The 16,913-nt window shown below is 56.2% G+C and carries 23 protein-coding genes; all 23 read right to left on the bottom strand.

Annotation, left to right across the window (positions count from 1 at the left end):
- Window positions 1-3 precede the first annotated feature (3 nt).
- Window positions 4-354, bottom strand: a complete 351-nt coding sequence (gene rplR, locus ACX0MV_RS18205; RefSeq protein ID WP_458983920.1) for a 50S ribosomal protein L18 — start codon at window positions 352-354, stop codon at window positions 4-6.
- A gap of 10 nt (window positions 355-364) precedes the next feature.
- On the bottom strand, window positions 365-898 hold the full coding sequence (gene rplF / locus ACX0MV_RS18200; RefSeq protein ID WP_458983919.1) for a 50S ribosomal protein L6: 534 nt from the start codon (window positions 896-898) through the stop codon (window positions 365-367).
- 12 nt (window positions 899-910) lie between these two features.
- Window positions 911-1,303 (bottom strand): 30S ribosomal protein S8, encoded by a 393-nt coding sequence (gene rpsH, locus ACX0MV_RS18195; protein WP_013789766.1) that lies wholly within the window; start codon window positions 1,301-1,303, stop codon window positions 911-913.
- A gap of 180 nt (window positions 1,304-1,483) precedes the next feature.
- Entirely contained in the window at window positions 1,484-1,789 is a 306-nt protein-coding gene (rpsN, locus tag ACX0MV_RS18190; RefSeq protein WP_305623299.1) for a 30S ribosomal protein S14, read from the bottom strand.
- A 13-nt stretch (window positions 1,790-1,802) separates the two neighbouring features.
- Window positions 1,803-2,342: a 50S ribosomal protein L5 gene (rplE, locus tag ACX0MV_RS18185; RefSeq protein ID WP_298118341.1), complete on the bottom strand. Its 540-nt coding sequence runs from the start codon at window positions 2,340-2,342 to the stop codon at window positions 1,803-1,805.
- 20 nt (window positions 2,343-2,362) lie between these two features.
- Window positions 2,363-2,677: a 50S ribosomal protein L24 gene (gene rplX, locus ACX0MV_RS18180; protein ID WP_458983918.1), complete on the bottom strand. Its 315-nt coding sequence runs from the start codon at window positions 2,675-2,677 to the stop codon at window positions 2,363-2,365.
- An 11-nt stretch (window positions 2,678-2,688) separates the two neighbouring features.
- Window positions 2,689-3,057, bottom strand: coding sequence for a 50S ribosomal protein L14 (gene rplN / locus ACX0MV_RS18175; protein ID WP_003289207.1), 369 nt, complete (start codon window positions 3,055-3,057; stop codon window positions 2,689-2,691).
- 22 nt (window positions 3,058-3,079) lie between these two features.
- The gene (gene rpsQ / locus ACX0MV_RS18170) at window positions 3,080-3,346 is read right to left on the bottom strand and encodes a 30S ribosomal protein S17 (RefSeq protein WP_025167719.1); all 267 of its coding nucleotides are present in this window, start codon (window positions 3,344-3,346) and stop codon (window positions 3,080-3,082) included.
- 2 nt (window positions 3,347-3,348) lie between these two features.
- Entirely contained in the window at window positions 3,349-3,540 is a 192-nt protein-coding gene (gene rpmC / locus ACX0MV_RS18165) for a 50S ribosomal protein L29 (protein ID WP_002555481.1), read from the bottom strand.
- Window positions 3,540-3,953: a 50S ribosomal protein L16 gene (gene rplP, locus ACX0MV_RS18160; RefSeq protein ID WP_003243901.1), complete on the bottom strand. Its 414-nt coding sequence runs from the start codon at window positions 3,951-3,953 to the stop codon at window positions 3,540-3,542. The genes rpmC and rplP overlap by 1 nt, the downstream gene beginning before the upstream one ends.
- 12 nt (window positions 3,954-3,965) lie before the next feature.
- Window positions 3,966-4,652, bottom strand: a complete 687-nt coding sequence (gene rpsC / locus ACX0MV_RS18155) for a 30S ribosomal protein S3 (RefSeq protein WP_305624932.1) — start codon at window positions 4,650-4,652, stop codon at window positions 3,966-3,968.
- Between the two features lie 13 nt (window positions 4,653-4,665).
- Complete coding sequence (gene rplV, locus ACX0MV_RS18150; RefSeq protein WP_003210077.1) at window positions 4,666-4,998, bottom strand: 50S ribosomal protein L22; 333 nt, start codon at window positions 4,996-4,998, stop codon at window positions 4,666-4,668.
- Window positions 4,999-5,009: 11 nt separating this feature from the next.
- On the bottom strand, window positions 5,010-5,285 hold the full coding sequence (gene rpsS, locus ACX0MV_RS18145) for a 30S ribosomal protein S19 (protein ID WP_010486981.1): 276 nt from the start codon (window positions 5,283-5,285) through the stop codon (window positions 5,010-5,012).
- 16 nt (window positions 5,286-5,301) lie between these two features.
- On the bottom strand, window positions 5,302-6,126 hold the full coding sequence (rplB, locus tag ACX0MV_RS18140; protein WP_458983917.1) for a 50S ribosomal protein L2: 825 nt from the start codon (window positions 6,124-6,126) through the stop codon (window positions 5,302-5,304).
- A gap of 14 nt (window positions 6,127-6,140) precedes the next feature.
- The gene (rplW, locus tag ACX0MV_RS18135) at window positions 6,141-6,440 is read right to left on the bottom strand and encodes a 50S ribosomal protein L23 (RefSeq protein WP_458983916.1); all 300 of its coding nucleotides are present in this window, start codon (window positions 6,438-6,440) and stop codon (window positions 6,141-6,143) included.
- Complete coding sequence (gene rplD / locus ACX0MV_RS18130; RefSeq protein WP_458983915.1) at window positions 6,437-7,039, bottom strand: 50S ribosomal protein L4; 603 nt, start codon at window positions 7,037-7,039, stop codon at window positions 6,437-6,439. The genes rplW and rplD overlap by 4 nt, the downstream gene beginning before the upstream one ends.
- Before the next feature lie 12 nt (window positions 7,040-7,051).
- Window positions 7,052-7,687 carry a 50S ribosomal protein L3 gene (gene rplC / locus ACX0MV_RS18125; RefSeq protein ID WP_411187027.1) on the bottom strand — a complete coding sequence of 212 codons (636 nt, stop codon included), beginning with the start codon at window positions 7,685-7,687 and terminating at the stop codon, window positions 7,052-7,054.
- Between the two features lie 82 nt (window positions 7,688-7,769).
- Window positions 7,770-8,081 carry a 30S ribosomal protein S10 gene (gene rpsJ, locus ACX0MV_RS18120; protein WP_013789756.1) on the bottom strand — a complete coding sequence of 104 codons (312 nt, stop codon included), beginning with the start codon at window positions 8,079-8,081 and terminating at the stop codon, window positions 7,770-7,772.
- 140 nt (window positions 8,082-8,221) lie between these two features.
- A complete protein-coding gene (gene tuf / locus ACX0MV_RS18115; protein WP_458983905.1) occupies window positions 8,222-9,415 on the bottom strand; it encodes an elongation factor Tu in 1,194 nt (397 codons plus the stop codon).
- A gap of 30 nt (window positions 9,416-9,445) precedes the next feature.
- Window positions 9,446-11,551, bottom strand: coding sequence for an elongation factor G (gene fusA, locus ACX0MV_RS18110; protein ID WP_458983914.1), 2,106 nt, complete (start codon window positions 11,549-11,551; stop codon window positions 9,446-9,448).
- Between the two features lie 30 nt (window positions 11,552-11,581).
- Window positions 11,582-12,052: a 30S ribosomal protein S7 gene (gene rpsG / locus ACX0MV_RS18105; RefSeq protein WP_010490886.1), complete on the bottom strand. Its 471-nt coding sequence runs from the start codon at window positions 12,050-12,052 to the stop codon at window positions 11,582-11,584.
- 118 nt (window positions 12,053-12,170) lie between these two features.
- On the bottom strand, window positions 12,171-12,542 hold the full coding sequence (gene rpsL / locus ACX0MV_RS18100; RefSeq protein WP_003186084.1) for a 30S ribosomal protein S12: 372 nt from the start codon (window positions 12,540-12,542) through the stop codon (window positions 12,171-12,173).
- 157 nt (window positions 12,543-12,699) lie between these two features.
- A complete protein-coding gene (rpoC, locus tag ACX0MV_RS18095) occupies window positions 12,700-16,896 on the bottom strand; it encodes a DNA-directed RNA polymerase subunit beta' (protein WP_458983913.1) in 4,197 nt (1,398 codons plus the stop codon).
- Window positions 16,897-16,913 lie beyond the last annotated feature (17 nt).

Here is a 16,913-nt window from a genome sequence, read left to right as displayed (position 1 = left end):
AACTTAGAACTCCAGCCCGCCTTCACGAGCAGCATCAGCCAGCGCCTTGACGCGGCCGTGGTACTTGAAGCCAGAACGGTCGAATGCAACCTGAGTCACACCAGCGGCTTTCGCACGCTCGGCAACCAGCTCACCAACTTTCTTGGCCGCGTCGACATTGCCAGTGGCGCCGTCACGCAGTGCTTTGTCCAAGGTAGAGGCGCTGGCCAGAACCTTGTTGCCGTCGGCCGAGATGACCTGGGCATAGATGTGCTGCGAAGAGCGATACACGCAGAGACGCACGGCTTCTAGCTCGTGCATTTTCAGGCGTGCTTTGCGAGCGCGACGCAGTCGAGTAACTTTTTTGTCGGTCATTTGCTATGCCCTACTTCTTCTTGGCTTCTTTACGGCGGACGACTTCGTCAGCGTAACGAACACCTTTGCCCTTATAAGGTTCAGGACGACGGAAATCACGAATCTCCGCAGCGACCTGACCAACCAGTTGCTTATCGACACCCTTGATCAGGATCTCGGTCTGGTTCGGGGTTTCAGCAACCACACCTTCCGGCAACTCATAGTCGATCGGATGGGAGAAGCCGAGAGCGAGGTTCAGCACCTGACCTTTGGCTTGCGCCTTGTAACCAACACCGACCAGCTGCAGCTTACGCTCGAAGCCAGCGCTAACACCGATCACCATATTGTTGACCAGGGCGCGAGTGGTACCGGCCATTGCGCGAGTCTGCTGATCGCCATTGCGAGCAGCGAAACGCAGCTCACCGGCTTCATGCAGGACTTCAACGGACGAGTGAACGTTCAGTTCGAGAGTACCCTTGGCACCCTTCACCGAAAGCTGCTGACCGGCGAGTTTGACCTCTACACCAGCGGGCAGCATAACGGGGTTCTTAGCAACGCGAGACATGCTTATCCCCCCTTAGAACACTGTGCAAAGCACTTCGCCGCCGACACCGGCAGCGCGCGCAGCGCGGTCCGTCATCACACCCTTGTTGGTGGAGACGATGGATACACCGAGACCGCCACGAACTTTCGGCAGATCATCGACGGATTTGTATTGGCGAAGGCCGGGACGGCTTACGCGCTTCACTTCTTCGATAACCGGACGGCCTTCGAAGTACTTCAGCTCGATGGACAGCTGCGGCTTTGCTTCGCCGCTGATCTGATAACCCGCAATATAACCTTCGTCTTTCAAAACTTTGGCTACAGCCACCTTCAACGTGGAAGACGGCATGCTTACGACGGACTTTTCAGCCATCTGGGCATTACGGATACGAGTTAGCATGTCCGCTAACGGGTCCTGCATACTCATGGGCTAGACGCTCCTGATACAAAAAGAATTAGCCTTGCGGCTAAGAGTCGCTGAATGAACGGGCAAAACAAAACCCAGGCTCAGGCGAGCCGAACATTCTAGAGACTGCTCAAAAATGAATCAAGCCCCAAAGGGGCTTGATTCACATAAAGACAAAGCCGGCGCAAGGCCGGCTCTGTTTTACCAGCTGGCTTTCACCAGGCCTGGCACATCACCACGCATTGCGGCTTCACGAAGCTTGATACGCGACAGACCGAACTTGCGATAAACGCCGTGCGGGCGGCCGGTAATCCGACAACGGTTACGCAGGCGCGAAGCGCTGGCGTCACGCGGCTGCTTTTGCAAAGCAACTTGAGCCTCCCAACGCGCTTCCGGACTGGTGTTCGGATTGGCGATGGTAGCTTTCAGCTCGGCACGCTTCTTAGCGTACTTGGCTACCGTCTGCTGACGCTTCAGCTCGCGGTTTTTCATGCTTGTCTTGGCCATGTTCCAACTCCAATCAGTTGCGGAACGGGAATTTGAAAGCACGCAGCAAGGCGCGACCTTCGTCATCCGTACGGGCAGTGGTGGTCAGGGTAATGTCCAGACCACGCAGGGCATCGATCTTGTCGTAATCGATTTCAGGGAAAATGATCTGCTCTTTCACGCCCATGCTGTAGTTGCCGCGACCATCAAAGGACTTGGCATTCAGGCCGCGGAAGTCGCGAACTCGAGGCAGGGAGATCGACAGCAGACGATCCAGGAACTCGTACATACGCTCACGACGCAAGGTGACCTTGACGCCAATCGGCCAGCCCTCACGAACCTTGAAGCCTGCAATCGACTTACGGGCATGAGTCACTACGACTTTCTGACCGGTAATCTTTTCCAGGTCGGCAACAGCATGCTCGATGACTTTCTTGTCACCGATCGCTTCGCCCAGGCCCATGTTCAGGGTGATCTTGGTAATGCGCGGAACTTCCATCACGTTCGCGAGCTTAAGTTCTTCCTTAAGCTTCGGCGCGATTTCTTTCCGGTAAATCTCTTTTAGTCGTGCCATGGTCTTCTACCTAGCAGTGTTCAAGCATCAACCGCTTTTTGGGTCGACTTGAAGACACGAATTTTTTTACCTTCTTCAATTTTGAAACCAACACGGTCAGCCTTGTTGGTTTCGCCATTGAAGATGGCCACGTTAGAAGCGTGCAGAGGCGCTTCTTTCTCGACGATACCACCCTGAACGCCCGACATCGGGTTCGGCTTGGTATGGCGCTTCACCAGGTTGATCCCACCAACGACCAAACGGTCGTCAGCGAGAACCTTGAGCACCTTGCCACGCTTACCTTTGTCTTTGCCGGCGATCACGATGATCTCGTCGTCACGACGAATCTTTTGCATGTCGGATCTCCTTAGAGCACTTCAGGTGCGAGCGAGACGATCTTCATGAACTTCTCAGAACGAAGCTCGCGAGTCACTGGCCCAAAAATACGGGTGCCGATAGGCTCCTGCTTGTTGTTCAGCAGAACAGCAGCATTGCCATCGAAGCGAATGATCGAGCCATCAGGGCGACGAACGCCGTGACGCGTGCGGACCACTACAGCAGTCATCACTTGGCCTTTCTTCACTTTACCGCGCGGAATTGCTTCCTTGACGGTCACCTTGATGATGTCGCCGATGCCAGCGTAGCGGCGATGCGAGCCACCCAGCACCTTGATGCACATAACGCGACGAGCACCGCTGTTGTCAGCGACGTCGAGCATGGATTGAGTCTGAATCATATATTTCTCCGACCCTTAGTCCTTAGACTTCCACTGCGCGTTCGAGAACTTCAACCAGCGCCCAAGACTTGGTCTTGGCTACGGGACGGGTTTCACGGATGGAAACCTTGTCACCGATGTGGCACTGATTGCTTTCGTCGTGTGCGTGCAGCTTGGTCGAGCGCTTGACATATTTGCCGTAGATCGGGTGCTTAACGCGGCGCTCGATCAATACGGTGATGGTCTTGTCCATCTTGTCGCTGACGACACGGCCGGTCAGCGTACGGACTGTTTTTTCGGCTTCAGCCATGATCACTTACCTGCCTGCTGGTTGAGCACAGTTTTCACACGAGCGATGTCGCGCTTAACTTGCGAGAGCAGGTGAGACTGCCCCAACTGGCCAGTTGCCTTCTGCATACGCAGATTGAACTGGTCGCGCAGCAGGCCGAGCAGTTGCTCGTTCAGCTGCTGTGCTGATTTTTCACGAAGTTCATTCGCCTTCATCACATCACCGTCCGCTTAACAAAAGTGGTGGCGAGCGGCAGCTTTGCAGCAGCCAGGGCAAAAGCCTCACGCGCCAACTCTTCGGAAACGCCTTCGATCTCGTACAGGACCTTGCCTGGCTGGATCTGGGCTACCCAATATTCAACGCCACCCTTACCTTTACCCATCCGCACTTCGAGAGGCTTCTTGGTTACCGGCTTGTCAGGGAAGACGCGAATCCAGATTTTCCCGCCACGCTTAACGTGACGAGTCAGAGCACGACGAGCGGACTCGATCTGGCGGGCGGTGAGACGACCGCGGGCAACAGACTTCAGCGCGAATTCGCCGAAGCTGACTTTGCTACCGCGCTGAGCCAGACCACGGTTGTGGCCGGTCATCTGCTTGCGGAACTTCGTACGCTTTGGTTGCAACATTTGGCGTACCCCTTACTTAGCAGCTTTTTTACGAGGCGCAGGTGCTTGCGGCTTCAGTTCTTCATGGCGACCACCAATTACTTCGCCTTTGAAGATCCAAACCTTGACACCGATCACACCATAAGTGGTGTGCGCTTCGTACGTGGCATAGTCGATATCGGCACGCAGGGTGTGCAACGGCACACGACCTTCGCGATACCATTCGGTACGTGCAATTTCAGCACCACCGAGACGACCGCTCACTTGGATTTTGATGCCCTTGGCACCAATACGCATGGCGTTCTGTACAGCGCGCTTCATAGCGCGACGGAACATCACACGACGCTCCAGCTGCTGAGCTACGCTCTGCGCAACCAGCATACCGTCGAGCTCCGGCTTGCGGATCTCTTCGATATTGATGTGCACAGGCACACCCATTTGCTTGGTCAGGTCCTGACGCAGCTTCTCAACATCTTCACCTTTCTTGCCGATAACGATACCGGGACGAGCAGTGTGGATGGTGATACGTGCGGTTTGAGCCGGACGAGCAATGTCGATACGGCTTACGGACGCGCTTTTTAATTTGTCTTGGAGATACTCGCGCACCTTCAGATCAGCGAACAAATAGTCCGCATAAGTCCGACCGCTGGCGTACCAGACGGAGGTGTGCTCCTTGACGATTCCCAGGCGAATGCCAATGGGATGTACTTTCTGACCCATCTGATCGACTCCGTTACTTGTCCGCAACCTTGACAGTGATATGGCAAGACCGCTTGACGATGCGATCAGCGCGGCCTTTGGCACGCGGCATGATGCGCTTCAGCGAACGCCCTTCGTTGACGAAAACGGTGCTGACCTTCAAGTCATCAACGTCTGCGCCTTCGTTGTGCTCGGCGTTGGCTACAGCCGACTCCAGCACTTTCTTGATGATTTCGGCGGCTTTCTTACTGCTGAAAGCCAGCAGATTGAGCGCTTCACCCACCTTCTTCCCGCGAATCTGGTCGGCGACCAAGCGGGCTTTCTGGGCGGAGATTCGAGCGCCCGACAACTTAGCGGCTACTTCCATTTCCTAACCCCTTAACGCTTGGCTTTCTTGTCTGCCACGTGCCCGCGATAAGTGCGGGTACCAGCAAACTCGCCGAGTTTGTGGCCGACCATGTCTTCGTTCACGAGAACTGGGACATGTTGACGACCGTTGTGTACTGCAATGGTCAGACCGACCATCTGTGGCAGGATCATCGAACGACGCGACCAGGTTTTCACCGGCTTGCGATCATTCTTTTCCACCGCCACTTCGATCTTCTTCAGTAGGTGAAGATCAATAAAAGGACCTTTTTTCAGAGAACGTGGCACTGTCGTATCCCTCTATTTACTTGCGACGACGGACGATCATTTTGTCGGTGCGTTTGTTACCACGAGTCTTCGCGCCCTTCGTCGGGAAGCCCCATGGAGACACCGGATGACGACCACCAGAGGTACGACCTTCACCACCACCGTGTGGGTGGTCAACCGGGTTCATGGCAACACCACGAACGGTTGGGCGAACGCCACGCCAGCGCTTGGCACCCGCTTTACCCAGCGAACGCAGGCTGTGCTCGGAGTTCGAGACCTCACCCAGGGTCGCACGGCATTCAGCCAGTACTTTACGCATTTCACCGGAACGCAGACGCAGGGTCACATAGACACCTTCACGAGCGATCAGCTGAGCCGAAGCACCAGCGGAGCGCGCGATCTGAGCACCTTTGCCCGGCTTCAGCTCGATACCGTGAACAGTGCTACCAACTGGGATGTTGCGCAGCTGCAGACTGTTGCCCGGCTTGATTGGAGCCATGATGCCAGCTACAAGCTGATCGCCAGCACTCACGCCCTTAGGGGCGATGATGTAGCGACGCTCGCCGTCTGCGTACATCAACAAAGCGATGTGCGCGGTACGGTTCGGATCGTATTCGATACGCTCAACAGTGGCAGGGATGCCATCTTTGTCGTTGCGACGGAAATCGACCAGACGATAGTGCTGCTTGTGACCACCACCAATGTGACGGGTAGTGATGCGACCGTTGTTGTTACGACCGCCAGTCTTCGACTTCTTCTCAAGCAGTGGAGCGTAAGGAGCGCCTTTATGCAGCTCCTGATTGACCACCTTGACCACAAAACGGCGGCCAGGGGAAGTCGGCTTGCATTTAACGATTGCCATGATGCACCCCTCCCTTACTCAGCACTGCTGGCGAAATCGAGATCCTGGCCCGGCTGAAGGGAGATGATCGCCTTCTTCCAGTCGTTACGCTTGCCCAGACCACGAGCGGTGCGCTTGCTCTTACCGAGAACATTCACGGTATTAACAGCAGCAACGTTCACGTTGAACAGGCTTTCGACGGCCTTCTTGATTTCCAGCTTGGTTGCATCGGTTGCAACCTTAAAAACGAACTGGCTTTTCTTGTCCGCCAGAACCGTGGCCTTCTCGGAGACGTGCGGGCCAAGCAGCACTTTAAATACGCGTTCCTGGTTCATCCCAGCAGCTCCTCGAATTTCTTCACGGCAGAAACGGTGACCAGCACCTTCTCGTACGCGATCAGACTGACCGGATCGGAACCCTGCACGTCGCGAACATCGACATGTGGCAGGTTGCGAGCAGCCAGGTACAGATTCTCATCAATAGCATCGGACACGATCAACACATCGGTCAGACCCATGCCATTGAGCTTGCCCAACAGGTCTTTGGTCTTCGGAGCATCGACGGTGAAATCTTCAACTACGACCAAACGATCAGTACGAACCAGCTCGGCAAGAATCGAACGCAGTGCAGCGCGATACATTTTCTTGTTCAGCTTTTGATCGTGATTCTGCGGACGGGCCGCAAAGGTCACACCACCGCCACGCCAGATCGGACCACGAGTGGTACCCGCACGAGCACGACCGGTACCCTTCTGGCGCCATGGGCGCTTACCGCCACCGGACACATCAGAGCGGGTCTTCTGCTGCTTGCTGCCCTGACGGCCGCCGGCCATGTAGGCCACAACTGCTTGGTGAACCAGGGTCTCGTTGTAATCGCCACCGAAAGTCGCTTCGGAAACTTCGATCGCTTGAGCGCCATTTACATTTAATTGCATGTCAGCTTCCCCTTAACCGCGAGCCTTGGCTGCTGGACGCACAACCAGATTGCCGCCAGTAGCACCAGGAACGGCACCCTTGACCAACAGCAGGTTGCGTTCAGCATCGACGCGCACCACTTCCAGGGACTGCACAGTCACGCGCTCAGCGCCCATATGACCGGACATTTTCTTGCCCTTGAAGACGCGACCCGGAGTCTGGCACTGGCCAATGGAACCCGGAACACGGTGGGACACGGAGTTACCGTGAGTGTTGTCTTGGCCGCGGAAATTCCAACGCTTGATGGTACCGGCAAAGCCTTTACCCTTGGACTGACCGGTAACATCCACCAGTTGGCCAGCTTGGAAAATTTCAGCGTTGATCAGATCGCCAGCCTGGTAGTCGCCTTCTTCAAGACGGAACTCCATAACAGTACGACCTGCCGCGACGTTCGCCTTGGCGAAGTGACCGGCCTGAGCCTTGCTGACACGAGAAGCGCGACGCTCACCGACAGTGACTTGCACTGCGCGATAGCCATCGGACTCTTCGGTTTTGAACTGAGTGACGCGATTCGGCTCGATCTCAATGACCGTAACCGGAATGGAGACACCTTCTTCGGTAAAAATGCGGGTCATACCGCATTTACGACCGACTACACCAATAGTCATGTTGTAACCTCATGAGTGTACGGGGCTCTCACCCGCTATGGCCGCCCATTTCAGAGCGTTACACGACTAAAACCCCAAGGTTTTAGCCGAGGCTGATCTGCACTTCCACGCCAGCCGCAAGGTCAAGCTTCATAAGTGCATCAACGGTTTTATCCGTTGGCTGGACAATATCCAGAACACGCTTATGAGTGCGGATCTCGTACTGATCACGCGCGTCTTTATTGACGTGCGGAGAGGTCAGTACGGTGAACCGCTCTTTGCGGGTAGGCAGAGGAATCGGACCACGCACCTGAGCACCAGTACGTTTCGCGGTTTCCACGATTTCCTGGGTTGATTGATCGATCAGGCGATGGTCAAAAGCCTTCAACCGAATACGAATTTGTTGATTTTGCATTTTGACCTCAGATTCCAAGCTGCTATTCCCAACGAACGCAATACGCCCGTTAAAAGGAGGCGTGATTCTATAGACGGCCCTTATAGGTGTCAACCCAATAAAAAAGCCCCCGCAAGCGGGGGCTTTTTCGAATCAATCGATTACTCGATGATCTTGGCAACCACGCCGGCACCAACGGTACGGCCGCCTTCGCGAATCGCGAAACGCAGACCATCTTCCATGGCGATCGACTTGATCAGGGTAACAACCATCTTGATGTTGTCGCCCGGCATTACCATTTCAACGCCTTCCGGCAGTTCGCAGTTACCGGTTACGTCGGTAGTGCGGAAGTAGAACTGTGGACGGTAGCCTTTGAAGAACGGAGTGTGACGCCCGCCTTCTTCTTTGCTCAGCACGTACACTTCTGCTTCGAACTTGGTGTGCGGCTTAACGCTGCCTGGCTTGGCCAGAACCTGACCACGCTCAACGTCGTCACGCTTGGTGCCGCGCAGCAGGATACCGCAGTTCTCGCCAGCACGACCTTCGTCGAGCAGCTTGCGGAACATTTCAACACCAGTACAGATGGTCTTGACGGTGTCGCGCAGACCAACGATCTCGACTTCTTCCTGGATCTTGATGACGCCACGCTCGATACGACCAGTTACCACAGTACCGCGACCGGAGATCGAGAACACGTCTTCAACAGGCATCAGGAACGGCTTGTCAACAACACGGATTGGATCCGGGATGTAGGTGTCCAGAGTCTCAACCAGCTTGCGCACGGCAGAGGTACCCATTTCGTTGTCGTCCTGGCCGTTCAGAGCCATCAGCGCCGAACCGATCACGATTGGAGTGTCGTCACCCGGGAAGTCATAGGCAGACAGCAGGTCACGCACCTCCATCTCAACCAGTTCCAGCAGCTCAGCGTCATCCACCATGTCAGCCTTGTTCAGGAAGACCACGATGTAAGGAACACCTACCTGGCGGGACAGCAGGATGTGCTCGCGAGTCTGCGGCATCGGGCCGTCAGCAGCGGAGCAAACCAGGATCGCGCCATCCATCTGCGCAGCACCAGTGATCATGTTCTTCACATAGTCAGCGTGGCCCGGGCAGTCTACGTGTGCGTAGTGACGGATGTTGGAATCGTACTCAACGTGGGAAGTATTGATCGTGATACCACGAGCTTTTTCTTCCGGCGCGCTGTCGATCTGAGCGAAGTCACGAATGGCGCCACCGAAAGCCTCGGCACACACCTTGGTCAACGCTGCAGTCAGAGTGGTTTTACCGTGGTCAACGTGACCGATAGTGCCTACGTTGACGTGCGGTTTGTTACGTTCAAACTTTTCTTTAGCCACGACAATTAACTCCTTGCCTAAAGGGCTGAATCAGCCTTGTTTTTTGGTTACAGATTCGACGATGTGCGACGGAGCTGTATTGTATTTTTTGAATTCCATAGAGTAGCTAGCGCGACCCTGAGACATGGAACGGACGTCGGTCGCATAACCGAACATCTCACCCAGCGGAACTTCGGCGCGAATTACTTTGCCGGAGATCGTGTCTTCCATACCCAAGATCATGCCGCGACGGCGGTTAAGGTCGCCCATCACGTCACCCATATAGTCTTCAGGCGTAACAACCTCTACCGCCATGATCGGCTCGAGCAACTCACCACCGCCCTTCTGGGCCAGTTGCTTGGTTGCCATGGAAGCAGCCACCTTGAACGCCATCTCGTTGGAGTCGACGTCATGGTAGGAACCATCGAACACGGTAGCCTTCAGGCCGATCAGCGGATAACCGGCAACAACGCCGTTCTTCATCTGCTCTTCGATACCCTTCTGGATCGCCGGGATGTATTCCTTAGGAACAACACCGCCAACCACTTCGTTCACGAATTGCAGACCTTCCTGACCTTCATCAGCAGGAGCAAAACGGATCCAGCAATGGCCGAACTGGCCACGACCACCGGACTGACGAACGAACTTGCCTTCGATTTCACAGTTCTTCGTGATGCGCTCACGATAGGAAACCTGAGGCTTACCAATGTTGGCCTCGACGTTGAACTCACGGCGCATCCGGTCAACCAGGATGTCCAGGTGCAACTCGCCCATACCGGAGATGATGGTCTGGCCAGTTTCTTCGTCGGTCTTGACGCGGAAAGATGGATCCTCCTGAGCAAGCTTGCCCAGAGCGATACCCATTTTTTCTTGGTCGTCCTTGGTCTTAGGCTCTACGGCAACCGAAATAACCGGCTCCGGGAAGTCCATGCGAACCAAGATGATTGGCTTGTCAGCGTTGCACAGAGTCTCGCCAGTGGTGACGTCCTTCATGCCGATCAAGGCCGCGATGTCACCAGCGCGTACTTCCTTGATCTCTTCGCGGGCGTTTGCGTGCATTTGCACCATACGACCCACGCGCTCTTTTTTGCCTTTAACCGAGTTGATCACACCGTCGCCGGAGGCCAACACGCCCGAGTAAACACGGACGAAAGTCAGAGTTCCTACGAATGGGTCGGTAGCGATCTTGAACGCCAGCGCAGCAAACGGCTCGTCATCACTTGCATGACGCTCCATTTCCTCTTCCTCGTTATCAGGGTTGGAACCCTTGATAGCTGGAATGTCGGTAGGCGCAGGCAGGAAGTCGATAACGGCGTCGAGAACCAGGGGAACGCCCTTGTTCTTGAAGGACGAACCGCAAACAGCCAGAACGATTTCACCAGCGATAGTACGCTGACGCAGAGCGCCCTTGATTTCCTCGATGGTGAGTTCTTCGCCTTCGAGGTACTTGTTCATCAACTCTTCATTGGCTTCGGCCGCAGCCTCGACCATGTTGCCGCGCCACTTCTCGGCCTCTTCCAGCAACTCTTCCGGAATGTCCTTGCGAACAGGAACCATGCCCTTGTCAGCATCGTTCCAGTAGACAGCCTGCATGTTGATCAGATCGATCTGACCCTGGAAGTTGTCTTCGGAACCGATAGCCAGCTGGATCGGCACCGGAGTGTGACCCAGACGCTGCTTGATCTGACCGATCACGCGCAGGAAGTTAGCGCCAGCACGGTCCATCTTGTTGACGTAAACAAGACGGGGAACGCCGTACTTGTTGGCCTGACGCCATACGGTTTCCGACTGAGGCTCAACGCCTGAGGTACCACAGAACACAACGACAGCGCCGTCGAGTACGCGCAGCGAACGCTCAACTTCGATGGTGAAGTCAACGTGGCCGGGGGTATCGATGACGTTGAAACGGTGCTCATCCTTGTACTGCTTCTCGGAACCTTTCCAGAAAGCGGTAATGGCAGCAGACGTAATGGTGATACCACGCTCCTGCTCCTGCACCATCCAGTCTGTGGTCGCGGCGCCGTCATGCACCTCGCCCATCTTGTGGCTTTTGCCAGTGTAAAAAAGCACACGCTCGGTGGTCGTGGTTTTACCCGCGTCCACGTGAGCGACGATACCGATGTTACGGTAGCGGTTAATCGGTGTAGTACGAGCCATAAAGCCCTCGCAAATTTAGAAGCGCGAAAATTAGAAGCGGTAGTGCGAGAAAGCCTTGTTGGCTTCTGCCATGCGGTGCACGTCTTCACGCTTCTTAACTGCAGCGCCTTTGCCTTCCGCGGCATCCAACAACTCGCCAGCTAAGCGCAGAGCCATGGACTTCTCGCCACGCTTACGGGCGAAATCTACCAGCCAGCGCATGGCAAGAGCGTTACGACGGGACGGACGAACTTCGACCGGAACCTGGTAAGTAGCACCGCCTACACGGCGCGACTTCACTTCGACCAGCGGAGCGATGGCGTCGAGAGCTTTCTCGAAGATTTCCAGGGGATCGCTGTTCTTACGCTCTTTAACCTTATCCAGGGCGCCATAAACGATACGCTCGGCAACGGCTTTCTTGCCGCTCTCCATTACGTGGTTCATGAACTTGGCCAGGATTTGGCTACCGTATTTTGGATCGTCAAGCACTTCGCGCTTGGCTGCTACACGACGTCTTGGCATTTGATAAGCCCTCAAACGGTCTTCAGGTTAGCCCGGGACTGCATCGCGAGGATGGCGCCCGACCTTACTCTTATCGACTCAGAAAAATAGAAAACTGCAATTTAAGCGCAAGCACCGATTACTTCGGACGCTTGGTACCGTACTTCGAACGACCCTGGTTACGACCCTTGACGCCGGAAGTATCCAAAGAACCGCGAACGGTGTGATAACGAACACCTGGCAAGTCCTTTACGCGACCGCCACGAATCAGCACCACGCTGTGCTCTTGCAGGTTGTGGCCTTCACCACCGATGTACGAGGAAACCTCGAAACCGTTGGTCAGACGCACACGGCATACTTTACGCAGTGCCGAGTTAGGTTTTTTCGGCGTAGTGGTATACACGCGAGTGCACACACCACGGCGCTGCGGGCAGTTCTGCAGCGCAGGTACGTCGGATTTCTCGACGATACGCTTACGCGGCTGACGTACCAGCTGGTTGATAGTTGCCATCTACTAGCTCCACTGTTGTCTTTCGACGCTATTTATCTTCAACAAAAGCAAAATGGCAGAGCACATGCCCTGCCAAATTTAGGGGTGCATGAGTCTAAAGAGACTCTGCCCCCCAGTCAAGGCAAAGCCCCGCTGCCGAAACAGCGGGGCTTTGCACTCAATTACTGCTGTTCAACGCTTCGGTCAGAGCGGCTTCCACTTCGCTGGCGCTGACACGTACCGGCTTGTCAGCCTCACGGCGACGCTTGCGCTCGCTGTGATAAGCCAGACCGGTACCAGCCGGGATCAAACGACCCACAACTACGTTCTCCTTCAGGCCGCGCAGGAAGTCACGCTTGCCAGTAACCGCCGCCTCGGTAAGAACGCGGGTGGTTTCCTGGAACGATGCCGCCGAAATGAACGACTCGGTGGACAACGACGCCTTGGTGATACCCAGCAGCACGCGGGTGTACTTGGCCAGGAACTTGTCTTCTGCTGCCAGACGCTCGTTCTCGCCGAGTACCGCGGTCAGTTCCATCTGGTCGCCCTTGATGAAGCTGGAATCGCCCGACTCTGCCACTTCAACCTTGCGCAACATCTGACGCAGGATGGTTTCGATGTGCTTGTCGTTGATCTTCACACCCTGCAGGCGGTACACGTCCTGAATCTCGTTGACGATGTACTTGGCTAGCGCGCTGACACCCAGCAGACGCAGGATGTCGTGCGGATCGCTCGGGCCGTCGGAGATGACCTCACCCTTGTTGACCTGCTCACCTTCGAACACGTTCAGGTGACGCCACTTCGGAATCAGCTCTTCGTACGGATCGCTGCCATCAGTAGGAGTGATGACCAGACGACGCTTGCCCTTGGTCTCCTTACCGAAGGAAATGGTGCCGCTTATTTCCGCCAGGATCGAGGCTTCTTTCGGACGACGCGCTTCGAACAGGTCGGCAACGCGCGGCAGACCACCGGTAATGTCGCGGGTCTTGGAAGTCTCTTGCGGGATACGGGCGATAACATCACCCACGCCCACCTGAGCACCGTTCGCCACACCTACCAGGGCGTTTGCCGGCAGGAAGTACTGAGCCGGTACGTCGGTACCTGGCAGCAGCAAATCCTTGCCATCTTCGCCAACCATCTTCACCGCAGGACGGATGTCCTTGCCGGCAGCCGGACGGTCCTTCGGATCGAGGACTTCGATGTTGGTCAGGCCGGTCAGTTCGTCGGTCTGACGCTTGATGGTGATGCCTTCTTCCATACCCACGTAGGTCACGGTACCTTTCATTTCGGTAACGATCGGGTGGGTGTGCGGGTCCCACTTGGCAACGATGGCGCCAGCGTCGACTTTGTCGCCTTCCTTCACCGAGATCACGGCGCCGTACGGCAGCTTGTAGCGTTCACGCTCACGACCGAACTCGTCGGCAATCGCCAACTCGCCGGAACGCGATACCGCGACCAGATTGCCGTCCAGGCGCTCGACGTGCTTGAGGTTGTGCAGACGAACCGCACCACCGTTCTTCACTTGCACGCTGTCGGCAGCCGAGGTCCGGCTAGCGGCACCACCGATGTGGAACGTACGCATGGTCAGCTGAGTACCCGGCTCACCGATCGACTGGGCAGCGATAACGCCGACCGCTTCACCGATGTTGATCTGGTGACCACGAGCCAGGTCGCGACCGTAGCACTTGGCACAGATGCCGTAGCGGGTTTCACAGCTGATTGGCGAACGTACGATCACTTCGTCGACGCTGTTCAGCTCGATGAACTCAACCCACTGTTCGTCAACCAGCGTGCCAGCCGGCACGATGACTTCGTCGGTACCCGGCTTGAACACGTCACGGGCGATCACTCGACCCAGTACGCGCTCACCCAAAGGCTCGACCACGTCGCCGCCTTCGATGTGCGGCGTCATCAGCAGACCTTGCTCGGTACCGCAATCGATGGCGGTCACAACCAGATCCTGCGCCACGTCTACCAGACGGCGAGTCAGGTAACCGGAGTTCGCGGTTTTCAACGCGGTATCCGCAAGACCCTTACGAGCACCGTGCGTGGAGATGAAGTACTGCAGAACCGACAGACCTTCGCGGAAGTTCGCGGTGATCGGCGTTTCGATGATCGAGCCGTCCGGCTTAGCCATCAGACCACGCATACCAGCGAGCTGACGGATCTGCGCAGCAGAACCCCGCGCACCGGAGTCGGCCATCATGTACATGGAGTTGAACGACTCCTGCTCGACGGTCTTGCCCTCGCGATCGACGACGGACTCCTTCGACAGGTTGGCCATCATCGCCTTCGACACTTCGTCGTTGGCCTTGGACCAGAGGTCGATCACCTTGTTGTACTTCTCGCCCTGGGTTACCAGGCCGGAGGCGTACTGCGATTCGATCTCTTTAACTTCCTCGGTGGCGGCGTCAATGATGCGCGCCTTCTCATCCGGGATGACGAAGTCGTTCACGCCGATCGACACACCGGAGATGGTCGAATAGGCGAAACCGGTGTACATCAGCTGGTCAGCGAAGATCACGGTGTCCTTCAGGCCAACGGTACGGTAGCACTGGTTGATCAGCTTGGAGATCGCCTTCTTCTTCATCGGCTGGTTGACCACGTCGTAGGACAGGCCATCCGGCACGATCTGGAACAGCAGCGCACGGCCGACGGTAGTGTCGACGATACGGGTGTTCTTGGTGATGGTGCCATCGCGGTCACGAATGACCTCATTGATGCGCACCTTGACCTTGGCATGCAGCGAGGCTTCACCACCGCGGAATACCCGGTCAACTTCCTGCAGGTCGGCAAATACGCGGCCTTCGCCTTTGGCGTTGATCGCTTCGCGGGTCATGTAATACAGACCCAGTACCACGTCCTGCGAAGGGACGATGATTGGCTCACCGTTGGCAGGCGACAGGATGTTGTTGGTCGACATCATCAGTGCGCGCGCTTCCAGCTGGGCTTCCAGCGTCAGCGGTACGTGCACGGCCATCTGGTCACCGTCGAAGTCGGCGTTGTACGCGGCGCAGACCAGCGGGTGCAGCTGAATCGCTTTACCTTCGATCAGAACCGGTTCAAACGCCTGGATGCCCAGACGGTGAAGGGTTGGTGCACGGTTGAGCAGCACTGGGTGTTCGCGAATCACTTCGGCGAGAACGTCCCACACCTCTGGCAGCTCGCGTTCGACCATCTTCTTGGCGGCCTTGATGGTAGTCGCGAGACCACGCATTTCCAGCTTGCCGAAAATGAACGGCTTGAACAGCTCGAGAGCCATCTTCTTCGGCAGACCGCACTGGTGCAGACGCAGAGTCGGGCCCACGGTAATAACGGAACGACCGGAGTAGTCCACGCGCTTACCGAGCAGGTTCTGACGGAAACGACCTTGCTTACCCTTTATCATGTCAGCCAAGGATTTCAGCGGACGCTTGTTCGAGCCAGTGATGGCGCGACCGCGACGGCCGTTGTCGAGCAGGGCGTCGACCGCTTCCTGCAGCATGCGCTTTTCGTTGCGCACGATGATGTCCGGTGCGGACAGATCGAGCAGGCGCTTAAGGCGGTTGTTACGGTTGATCACGCGGCGATACAGATCGTTCAGATCCGAAGTCGCGAAGCGGCCACCGTCGAGCGGAACCAGCGGACGCAGATCTGGCGGCAGAACCGGCAGAACGGTCAACACCATCCACTCAGGCAGGTTGCCGGAGCCGAGGAAGGCCTCCATCAGCTTCAGACGCTTGGACAGCTTCTTGATCTTGGTTTCCGAGTTGGTTTGCGGAATCTCTTCGCGCAGACGGCCAATCTCGTGCTCCAGGTCGATCGCGTGCAGCAGTTCGCGAACGGCCTCGGCACCCATGCGGGCATCGAAGTCATCACCGAACTCTTCGAGGGCTTCGAAGTATTGCTCGTCGTTCAGCAACTGGCCTTTTTCAAGGGTGGTCATGCCCGGGTCGATAACGACATAGCTCTCGAAGTAGAGAACGCGTTCGATATCACGCAGGGTCATGTCCATCAGCAAACCGATACGGCTTGGCAGCGACTTGAGGAACCAGATGTGGGCAACCGGCGAAGCCAGTTCGATGTGCGCCATGCGCTCACGACGAACCTTGGCCAGTGCAACTTCAACGCCACACTTCTCGCAGATCACGCCGCGATGCTTCAAGCGCTTGTACTTCCCGCACAGGCACTCGTAATCCTTTACCGGGCCAAAGATCTTGGCGCAGAACAGGCCGTCACGCTCAGGTTTGAACGTACGGTAGTTGATGGTTTCCGGCTTTTTAACTTCACCGAACGACCACGAACGGATCATCTCAGGCGAAGCAAGGCCGATGCGAATGGCATCGAACTCTTCGACTTGACCCTGGTTTTTCAGCAAATTCAGTAGGTCTTTCAAGGCCTTTCCTCCTGGCG

Source organism: Pseudomonas cistanchae (genome assembly GCF_054483635.1).
This window is presented reverse-complemented; position numbering and strand designations above follow the sequence as displayed.